General features: G+C 59.2%; 10 protein-coding genes and 1 tRNA gene. 3 read left to right on the top strand and 8 right to left on the bottom strand.

What is annotated here, in order from left to right:
- The 7 genes from AC3AYF_RS02035 to AC3AYF_RS02005 all read right to left on the bottom strand — a co-directional run.
- On the bottom strand, positions 1 to 1,115 hold a 1,115-nt coding region (locus AC3AYF_RS02035; protein ID WP_487779348.1), incomplete at its 3' end, for a tripartite tricarboxylate transporter permease.
- Positions 1,116 to 1,130: 15 nt separating this feature from the next.
- Positions 1,131 to 1,592, bottom strand: a complete 462-nt coding sequence (locus AC3AYF_RS02030; protein WP_081919249.1) for a tripartite tricarboxylate transporter TctB family protein — start codon at positions 1,590 to 1,592, stop codon at positions 1,131 to 1,133.
- Between the two features lie 47 nt (positions 1,593 to 1,639).
- A complete protein-coding gene (locus AC3AYF_RS02025; protein WP_295034888.1) occupies positions 1,640 to 2,446 on the bottom strand; it encodes a Bug family tripartite tricarboxylate transporter substrate binding protein in 807 nt (268 codons plus the stop codon).
- A 547-nt stretch (positions 2,447 to 2,993) separates the two neighbouring features.
- Positions 2,994 to 3,656 (bottom strand): GntR family transcriptional regulator, encoded by a 663-nt coding sequence (locus tag AC3AYF_RS02020; protein ID WP_295034890.1) that lies wholly within the window; start codon positions 3,654 to 3,656, stop codon positions 2,994 to 2,996.
- A 1,185-nt stretch (positions 3,657 to 4,841) separates the two neighbouring features.
- Positions 4,842 to 4,917, bottom strand: a tRNA-Thr gene (locus AC3AYF_RS02015).
- 90 nt (positions 4,918 to 5,007) lie between these two features.
- Entirely contained in the window at positions 5,008 to 6,504 is a 1,497-nt protein-coding gene (locus AC3AYF_RS02010) for an efflux transporter outer membrane subunit (RefSeq protein ID WP_487779347.1), read from the bottom strand.
- A 51-nt stretch (positions 6,505 to 6,555) separates the two neighbouring features.
- Positions 6,556 to 7,683, bottom strand: coding sequence for an AI-2E family transporter (locus tag AC3AYF_RS02005; protein WP_295034894.1), 1,128 nt, complete (start codon positions 7,681 to 7,683; stop codon positions 6,556 to 6,558).
- A gap of 590 nt (positions 7,684 to 8,273) precedes the next feature.
- Here AC3AYF_RS02005 and AC3AYF_RS02000 point away from each other — a divergent pair.
- The 3 genes from AC3AYF_RS02000 to AC3AYF_RS01990 all read left to right on the top strand — a co-directional run bounded on the left by AC3AYF_RS02000 (position 8,274) and on the right by AC3AYF_RS01990 (position 9,306).
- Positions 8,274 to 8,534 carry a hypothetical protein gene (locus tag AC3AYF_RS02000; protein ID WP_295034896.1) on the top strand — a complete coding sequence of 87 codons (261 nt, stop codon included), beginning with the start codon at positions 8,274 to 8,276 and terminating at the stop codon, positions 8,532 to 8,534.
- Entirely contained in the window at positions 8,531 to 8,725 is a 195-nt protein-coding gene (locus AC3AYF_RS01995; protein ID WP_295034897.1) for a hypothetical protein, read from the top strand. Before AC3AYF_RS02000 ends, AC3AYF_RS01995 begins: the two co-directional genes overlap by 4 nt.
- 104 nt (positions 8,726 to 8,829) lie before the next feature.
- Positions 8,830 to 9,306, top strand: coding sequence for a hypothetical protein (locus AC3AYF_RS01990; protein WP_295034899.1), 477 nt, complete (start codon positions 8,830 to 8,832; stop codon positions 9,304 to 9,306).
- 276 nt (positions 9,307 to 9,582) lie between these two features.
- Here the strand turns inward: AC3AYF_RS01990 and AC3AYF_RS01985 are convergent, their stop codons facing one another.
- Complete coding sequence (locus tag AC3AYF_RS01985; RefSeq protein ID WP_295034901.1) at positions 9,583 to 9,804, bottom strand: hypothetical protein; 222 nt, start codon at positions 9,802 to 9,804, stop codon at positions 9,583 to 9,585.
- Between the last annotated feature and the right edge of the window lie 429 nt (positions 9,805 to 10,233).

The following is a 10,233-nucleotide window of genomic DNA, read 5'->3' as shown; positions in this document are numbered from 1 at the left end:
ACCAATCCGAATACCAGCAACACGACGTAGGCCAAGAACATGGCGGCAAAGATCGAGTACAGCAGAACCGGCTGATTCTCGAACAGATAGGCCCCCGGGCGGATGCCATGAATCTGGAGCCCGCCGAGTATAACGGCCGCCGTGGCCGAGCCGGGAATGCCAAGCGCCAGTGTCGGCACCATCGAACCACCCGTGGCGGCGTTGTTGGCAGCTTCCGGGCCCGCGATCCCTTCTATCTCTCCGGTGCCGAACTTGTCGCCGTTCTTGGACCACCGCCGCGCCTCGTTATAGCCGATCATCGCGGCCATGGTGCTGCCTTCGGCGGGCAGGATACCGATGAAGGTACCGATACCCGATGAGCGAAGAATCGTCGGCCAGACCCGCTTGAAATCGGTAACGGATGGCAACTTGATTGCATTGAGCGAGATACGCTCCAGTACCTTGTCGCGGACATTGGCCTGGGATAGCAGTTCGGCAATCGCGAATAGGCCGATCAGGATCGGAATGAAGCTGATGCCTTCGTAGAGTTCGGGGATGCCGAAGGTGAAGCGCTCCACCCCGGTGGTCAGATCGACCCCCACGGTCGCGATCAGCAGCCCGAACGCCCCGCCGATCAGGTTCTTGACCGGAGACTTGCCGCTGATGGATGCCAACATAGAGAGGCCGAACACCGCTAGCGCGAAATATTCCGGCGGCCCGAAAGAGTGGGAAATCCGGGCCAGCGCCGGCGCCGCCAGCACCATCACGATCAACGACAACATCCCACCGATGACACTGGCGACGGCGGCCATGCCAAGCGCCCGGCCCGCCTCTCCTCGCTGGGCCATGGGATAGCCGTCGAACGCCGTCGCCGCCGCCGGTGGCGCGCCCGGCGCGTTGATGAGAATGGCCGTGATCGAGCCGCCGAAAGTCCCCGCGCAATACAGCGCAGCGAGCATCGAGATGGCGGGAACCGGATCGAGATAGATCGTGAATGGCAACAGCAACGCCACCGCCATGGATGAGCTGAGGCCCGGCAAAGCACCCACCAGTACCCCGACGATAGTCCCCAACAGAATGACCGCCAGCGACATCGGATCGATAAGAATGCTAAATCCCGTCAGTATATGTTCCATAAACGTTTCCGTTACTCAGGACAGCCAGGGTGAGAGGATTCCCTGCGGCAGCCGAAGCTGCAGCGCATAAGTGAAAAGCAGATAGATCATTACCGGTGTGCAGACGGCGTAGATCACGATCCGTCCCAGACGACGCTCACCCCATAGCAGTGGGATCAGCAGGCAGGTCAGCGCCATGGTCAATGTCAGACCGAGAATCTCGAACAGTAGAAATGCAGCCAGCAGCAGCCCGGCCGTTACCCACATGCGCCAGGAAATGACTGGCTTGTCCTCCTCGACGTGGCCATATCCCTGATAGAGCATCACCAGGGTCAGCACCGCCATCACCCCCAGAATCAGACGTGGCATGGCGGTGGCCTGCATGCCCTGGGCAAACAGGGCCGGCACCGTCGAGAAGGTCGTGGTTATCCAGTAAAGCGCGACGACCATGACCAGGAGTACGACTCCTGGCAGGAGATCTCTCCAGCGGCTCAACATGGTGGAAACTCCGAGTTGGAACAGAGGGATTGGCCGAGGCCGGTGGATCACTGAGCCAGGCCCAGGTCCTGCATCGTCTCCTGGCCAGCCTTGTACATCCGACGGATCTGGCTGTCCCAGTCAGCGGCGTCCTCGATACTGGTTTCGTCGAGTCCGATGCCTTTCAGGTAGTTCTGGTAGCGGTCGCTCTCCATTCCCTTGAGCATCGCCTTTTCCAGAATTTCCTGGCGAGCCTTGGGCGTACTCTTCAGCACCACGTAGCCACGGACGGTGGAGAACGAGATATCCAGACCTTTTTCGCTAAGCGTTGGTACGTCCGGTAACGCCTTCATACGATCGTCGGCCATGACGGCAAGAGGACGGAAATCGCCGGCGGCGATCTGATCCCGAGTTTCGGAAATATTGAGCCCCGCTGCGTCGATGTCGCCCCGGGATAGAGCGGCGGCGAATTCGGCGCCACTATCGAAGGGCACGAAAGAGACCTTCATCCCTGCCGCCTTGGCGAAGCTCATGGCGGCAATGTGATCGACTCCTCCGATCTGGGTACCACCCCACTTGATCACGCCGGCCCTCCCCGCCTCGATGAGATCGTGAATGGACTTGTACCGGCTGTCTCCGCGAACCATGACGATGATCGGATCATCGGTAGCGCGCGCCAGGCCCTGGATATCGTCGATATCGAGTGGCGAATTCCCGCGCAGCATGGTGAAGAGGTGCGTGGGCGTGATCGCCATGACCGTATAGCCATCGGCGGGCTTGCTCTTGACGTAACTCATGGCAACCGAGCCGCCACCGCCTTTCTTGTTCTGGACGTAGACGTTGGTACCCAGTTGCGCTTGGGTCGCCAATGCCACGATTCTCGCTGTGGTGTCGGTTCCGCCCCCCGGAGAGGTGTGAACGACGATCTCGATCGGCTCGGAAGGGAAGTCGTCGGCTCCCGACGTAGCGCTAAACGCGAGAGCGGCTGTGGCCAGACTTGTCATTAACAAGCCTGACTTCATCCAATGGCGCATCGTTATTCTCCCGTTATGTACTTGTTAGGCATCGCACATCTAACAACTGTAAACTGTTAACAGTTTACGATAGACAGACTATTCGACCGTTCGGCCCTTCTGTACTAGACAATGGTCTAGCCAGGGGGATTAGGGTCTTAGTCGAGAGGAGGGAGTCGAGCTGGGAGCATTCGCCGCGTCAGCGACAGCGCCAAGCGCGCCGAAACTCGAGACGTTAGACAGTCGCGCAGATATGGACCTGTGGCAACGCGGGGCGATATCGATGATCGCCACCAAGGAACGTTCGGATTGAACGGCGGTAAGCTAGCCAAGCGGTCTGCAGGAAAAGCGGTTAGCCCGAAAAGCCAGTTGAAGACGCGGCGACGACAGAAATCAAGGGGATAGCAGCTTATGACTCCTCGAGGGTGCCAACCATTCGCTGCCAGCCGCAAATGACATGCTGGCGCAAGGCTTCGGCCGCCTCGGAGGCATTGCGCCGGCGTAAAGCTTCGACGATTTTCACATGTTCCTCGTTCGAGGCCCGGAGGTTGCCATGCTGCAAGAGCCCGCGACGCCGGAAGAGATGCAACTGCTTGACGATATCACCGTAATAACGTTCCAGCGCCGGATTATCGGCGTTGGCCACCATCGTGTTATGGAATTCCAGATTGAGGTTGTAGTACGTGCTCAGGTCGTCTTCCTCGACGGCCCGCGCCATACACTCGACCAGGCGCTGCAACTCGTCGAGCGTCTCATCGCTCGCCCGTTCGACAAGCAGCTCACCCACCAATGCCGTCAATGCTCGCCTCACCTCGTAGAGAGCACGAGCCTCTTCAAGACTCATCTCACGGACATAGGCCCCTTGATTGGCCACGTTACGGATCAGACCGGCGTTTTCGAGACCCCGACAGGCCTCTCGAATCGGCCCCCGACTGATATTGAAGCGTGCCGCCAGTGCACTCTCGTTGATGCGGTCACCCGAAGATAGCTCGCCAGAGATGATCATGTTCTCGATCGCTTCACGGACGATCGATGTCAGCGTGCTTGATCGGCGCTGACCAATCTGATCCATGGTGGTATCCAAGGCTATTCCCTCATCTGTGGCGTGGCACGCCAAAGTGTAAACTGTCGACGATATCCAGTCCATCGACGTCGGACCTCATTGACAGTGCCAGCATTCGCGCTCTTTGGCCCTTCCCTCGGCACCATTGGAGCCCCCCGCCGTGGCTACCCGCCGTCTCGCAAGATCGATCAACGTCTCATGATCACAATCGCGCTCCTCGGCGGGGAGTGCTTCAGCACGAATGTACGGTCACAGACCATCGATCCCTACGAAAGTATCTGAAATTTCTTTCGCTCCAGGACTACACTTTATTTGTTTCTTTTCGTTAACTTATGTTAATCAGCAGTAACAGCGGCCATAGGTCAGTTTTCACGAGCGCCATGAAAAACGTCCTCTCAGAAACGGCCAAAGATCGATTTCTGGTTGCTTTCCTGCGGCCGCTTCGACCCGGCATGGCAAACGATCCTCACTGACGGTTCTCCATCGCCGGGTTTCTTTTGACCGCTCCTTTCTTCCCGCAAATGACAGCCCTAGACACTCACCGGAGCAGTCAACCAGACCCGCTCATCGATTTCAGACAGCACCTAGTGCTGCCGAGTGTAACGGCGAATGAAACATTTGAATGATTTACATGTTTATCTTACTGTTTTTATTAATTAATTGGTTATGTAACTTTTGTTTTCATTTCACCTATCCCCTTTCTGCCATATAACCGCCACAATGTTTCCCATGCACTGCTCGGACGGAAAACACCCCGTCCAGTTGCAACTGGGTTCATGGTCACAGTTCGCAGGGAGCAGCATCTTCAGGCCCGTAAGCAAGTCATCACCAGAATGACGCTGATCGGGCCGTTTTTTTGGGTCCAACTTTGCCGCATGGCACGGGCGTGAACGAGGTCGCGTTCGCCTGCCTGGTGCCTACGTGCCCTCCGAGGGATGGCCTCCGCCTGGATGGCGATTTCGACCGGTTGTTTCGGCGAGTATGCGTGCGACTAAACACGATGCGTCTCTTCGCCCCCCACTGCTGCACCGTCGATCGCCCTGAATTGCATGGCGATCCTGTATCCACTTGGACAGGAAGGATTTTTAAACCGGATCACAAAGACATGCGTCGTGACTTTGTTGACGCCAACGAAAAAAGCCACCCAAAGGTGGCTTTTTAGCGATACCTAAACCAATGAAACCAATGGTTTTTTGGTGCCGGTAAGTGGACTCGAACCACCGACCTACGCATTACGAATGCGTTGCTCTGCCAGCTGAGCTATACCGGCCAGGCGGCGCCTATCATAATCACCAAATCCGTGGCGGACAACTGGGGCGAGGCTTCCGGTATCCCCGCCGTGCCTGATTCAACAGCGCGTTCATTCCGCGCCGGGTGCAGCGGCCACGCCATCGCTGCCCGGCAGTGCGCTGGCGTCCAGCGCGAGACCGCCACCCAGCGCCTGGACGAGCTGCACCGAGCGGTCGAGGCGTTGCGTGTTGATCTGGGTCAGGCTCTGTTCGGCCGATAGCAACTGCTGCTCGCTGCTGAGCACGTCGAGATAGTCTGCCAGCCCGGCACGGTAGCGCTCCTCGGCCAGCCCATAGGCGGAGCGGGCGCTCGCCAGGGCCTGCTGCTGACTCTGGCGCTGACGCTCCAGCGATTGCAGTGTGGTGACGTCGTCCGCGACTTCCCCCAGCGCGGAGACGATGGTCTTGTTGTACTGCGCCACGGCCAGATCGTACTCGGCATCGGTGCTTTCCAGGTTGGCGCGAAGCCGGCCACCGTCGAAGATGGGCAGCGAGATGGCAGGTGTGACGCTGCCTGACTTGGCCGCTTCACTGAAGAAGTAATCCCCCAGCACCGAGCGAAACCCCGCCATCGCCGAGAGATTGATGTCGGGGTAGAACTGCGCCTTGGCCGAGTCGATGCTTCGCGAGGCGGCTTCGACCCGCCAGCGTGCAGCGACGACATCCGGTCGATGGCCGATCAGGTCGGCAGGGATCACGCTGGGCAGCGCGGCAATGGCAGGCGAAAGCGCGTCGGGCTGCGGGATCGTCTCGCCACGGTCCGGCCCCTTGCCCAGCAGAATGGCCAGGGAGATGCGCTCGCTGCGGATCGACTGCTGCGCCGACTCCAGCGCCTGGCGTGCGCTGGCGGCAGTCACCCGCGACTGCAGGCTCTGGGTCTGATTGTTGAGCCCGGCCTGGAGCAATTCGTCGTTGATGCCGTTGATCCGCAGGGCCCGGTCCAGTTGGCGCTGGGCGACATCGCGGCGGGCATAGGCGTCGGCGAGACTGACGTAGGCGCGCGCCACGTTGACCGATAGCGTCAACCCGGCGGCGCGATACTCGATCTCCTGGGCGCGGGCCTCTCCCAGCGCGGCCTCCCAGGCGGCACGGGCGCCACCCCAGAGGTCGAGGTTGTAGTCGAAGGAGAGCAGCAACGATCGCGAGGTGGAGTAGAAGTTGCCCTGTCCAAGCGGATCCTCGACCTTGGAGACACGGGAGCGCGAGATTTCGGCTGAGGCATCGATGCTGGGCAGTTGGCCGGCCCTTGCCGAGGCGATGGCAGCGTTGGCGGAGCGCAGCCTCGCCTGTGCCACGGCGATGTCCGGGGAGTCGCTCAGGGCTTCCTGGATCAGCGCGTCGAGGGTGGGATCGCCAAGGCGCTTCCACCAGTCGACATCGGGCCATGCGGCCGGCGATACCGGTGAGCGGCCAAGCACCTGATTCGCACTCAATCGGCTGATGGGCGTGAGCGTCTGCTGCGGCTCGATCCCCGCGTAGTTGGCACAGCCCCCCAGCAGGATGCCGGCAAGTGTGGCACCGACGACCCATCGGGCCGTGGTGCCGAGAGGGGGAAAGAAGTCAGACATCCGTGTCCTGAAAAACTCGAAATTTAGTTAGCACTATAACAATAATCGCGCCTAGCCATCCACCGATGTTCCGCGCTCGCGAGATTCGGGCATCGCCTCATTCGCCTCGCTCTCGCGTGACGACATCTCGGCCTCCTGCTGCTGCTCCTGTCGGAACAGCGACCAGACGACGATGAACAGCGCGGCGATGAGCGGGCCGAGCACGAACCCGTTGATCCCCATCAGCGTCATCCCGCCGACGGTGGAAATGAGCACCACGTAATCGGGCAGCTTGGTCTCCTTGCCCACCAGCGGCGGGCGCAGGAAATTGTCGACGAGCCCGATGACCACCACGCCGACGAAGACCAGGATCACGCCTTTCACGTAGGCCCCGCTGAGCAGCAGGTAGGCAGCCACCGGAACCCAGACGATCGCCGAGCCGATCGCCGGCAGTAACGACAGGAACGCCATCATCACGCCCCACAGCAGCGCGGCTTCGATACCCAGCGCCCAGAATGCCACACCCCCGATCGCGCCCTGGACGATGGCGATAATCACATTGCCTTTCACGGTGGAACGCACCACGGCAGTGAACTTCTCGATCAGCTTGTAGGTGTACTCGTCGCTCAACGGAATCGTCGTGCGTATCAGCTGTCCGAGCGAGCGCCCGTCCCGGAACAGGAAGAACAGCAGATAGAGCATGATCCCGGCACTGACCAGGAACTGGAGCGTGTTCTGCCCGATGCTCAGCATATGCGTGGCGATCAGCCGGCTCCCCTGCTCGAGCGCCGAAGCCAGGCGGTTGCTGATATCGGACAAGCTCCCGAAGCCCGCATCCCCCAGCCAGCTCTGAACCGAAACCGGTAGCGATCCCTGGAACTGCTGCATGTACTGGTTGAAGTCGATATCGCCGCTGCCCACGCGCTGGTACACGCTGGCCCCCTCACGTACCAGGGCACCGAAAATCAACGACATGGGGAGGATGACGATGAACACGCACGCCATCACGCTGATGAGCGCGGCCCAGTTGTTCCGGCCCTTGAGTCGGATGACCAGACGGCGATGCATGGGTTGGAAGAGGATAGCCAGGATCACGGCCCACAGCACGGCACCGTAGAAAGGCAACAGTAGCCAGACGAACGCGATGGACACCAGCGTCAGCAAGAGAATGAACGCTTTGTGTTGGCTTAGAGAACTCATGGGGATTCCGAATTGATGGGTCACTGACGCTAAGCATAGCGTCCTCGCCCCCCCGACGTTCAATTAAGAATGCCGGCAATCCGATGTCACCCTATCCGAGCGCGCCAGCCACCCGAGCCGGACGGCAACGAAAAAGCGCCAAGCCTCACGGCTGAGCGCTGGTACTGACCCATCTTCCCTGATATCGAACCGAGCCTCCTGCTTCGCGCTTCCCTGCGTGCCGATACCATCCTGGTATCACCTCGACACTCTAGTCCCCGACAGATGACAAAACGTTAACAACGGTGTGAATCCACGTGGAATGAGCGCCCCCATCTTGGGTCTCGAACGGCTTACAAAAAATTGCAATTTGCAGGAATGGAGAGCGGCTTAGCGGATTCAGCGACTTACCATGCACTGTTTAACGCAGGATAATAAGACCCAAATTCCGTTTCCGTACAACCCTTGTACAGCACAAAACGCTGTGCCAGCATGAAATCGTGAAGTCGGCACGGAAAGCCGGATCGATCGGGCAGGGACGCCCGTCACCAGTCGGCAAGGATTGCCATCGCCTGGCCAGTTCAGGAGATCAAAGCCAAGGAGGGCTGATCGTGAAAGACACCATCGCTTGCACCCGTTGCGGTCACACTCAACCGTTCTCGCTCGAATCTCACGCCGAGTGGGACGAGATAAGCTGCGTCGAATGTGGGGAATTTCTCGATACTATCGGGCACTGGATGGACGCTCACGCGCCCAGCTACTCGGTGCAGATTCTCAACCAGTGTCGCAGCCTGACACTGAAAATGTCGCGCGAAAGTGCGTCACCGCACCCCCTGAATGATCATCACCTCAGATTGAGGCAATCGGCATGATCAAAGTCACTCTGGATCTCACCTGTTCCGTTTGCGGTCATCAGCAGTTTCATTTACCGGTCAACAACCGGGAAGGCAGTAACGTACGTTGCGCCAATTGCAGCGCCTTCAAGTGCAGGACGCTGGATCTGGAGAAGGCGCTTGGCGCCATCACCAGGCTACCCGCCGGAGACCGACCCGCAGCGGCATGATATGAGACACCAACTGCCAAAAACCGCCTTCATGAGGCGGTTTTTTGTGTTGGACGATCATCATGAGAAAAACATCCGTACAACTTCTGGCGAGGGAAGAGATCATGGTCGACATCGAGCAGTTGAAGAATCATATCAAGGATGAGGTCCGCGCCTGCCAACAGCGTCTGACGTCGTTCGAGCAAGAGTTGGAAACGCGGAAGGAAGACCTGCGACTGTTGCAGGCGAATATCGAGGGATGGGTCGATTCACTGGGGCTGGAAGGCATCGATAGCCGCTACGACGAAATTACCCACACGCTGGAGAAATTCGATCAAACCTTCGAGCTGACGCTCCAGGAACTGACGCTCTCTTTCGGCAGTTGCAAGCTGCATGTCGCTCCCGAGGAGCAGTACCTTCATGGTTCCCGGATCCTGCTGTATTCATCTTCCGATGAGGATGACATCAAGGAGGTCATCGAGTCGGAAGGAGAGTTCTACTTCACCGAACTGCAATTCGGCCAGAAACGCGATCTCTCGAGATATCACCAGCTGACCGACACGGCTTTTTATAAACTACTCTATCGCTGGCTTCGCACTTGAGGCGGTGGTGAACGGCCAATCGAGCCGCAAAAAAGCCCCGATCGAAATCAGGGCCAAGGAATGGTTCCGCAGGAAACGAAACGATAAGCAGTCTATACCAGATGCCTCTCGGCAAAAGCCCGACGAGAGCGGGCTTTGGCCTGCAATTCCCCCATCACCACCGCGCCGGCCCGGTTCGATCACGCGCCAACTGGCTGGAGTCTCGAACCGCCCCCCCGATACCGGCGACCGACCGTTCCTCTCACGATAGCGGCGTCTCGATGGAGCCTTGAATGCTCAGACCTTTCTTGGCCGCCCCTGCGGGCCGATGGGGCGGCCCAGCGCGACCTCGATCGCACGATCCCTGTCGAGACCACCCTCGACGAGTTTCCTGATGCGCGTCTTGAGTGTGCCTACCGGCACCTTATTCAATGTCGCCTTGGTCGTGAGGCTCCCCTCCTTGGGGGCATTTCTCTTCTTCAAAACGAGCACTCGCTGCTCGTACGGGGTGATCTTCATCGCGACTTCCTCGGAGGCGCTGGCCTCCTGTTCTCGGGCGAGAGGAAAACGGTATGGCTGGGAGATCCAAAACTGAGCGACTCGACAGAGTCGAGCCTCTCGAAGCTAGTCGCTTCTCCCGAGGCTGACCACTACTTTCTCGGCAGGATGCCCAACTCGCGAAGGGCGCACCGCGGCGCCGCGCCGAACGCCCTGTCTGGCACCGAAGTCAGTACTCGCTAATTCGCCATCCACCACCCATACTGACTTCACGATCTGCTCGGACTCTCGCCAGGCGCGTGCCGATCATCCAAGGTCGGCCTGCACCTCTCGTGATTCTCCCCATCTCTTCGCACGCCGTGACGGTCGGTCATGGCGCCTTCCACTTCGACACTCGACGAACTTTCGAGTGACACCGCCTAACGCCAGCAGGCGTGCTTCGTTTTTCAC

Source organism: Salinicola sp. (assembly GCF_982684285.1).
This window is presented reverse-complemented; position numbering and strand designations above follow the sequence as displayed.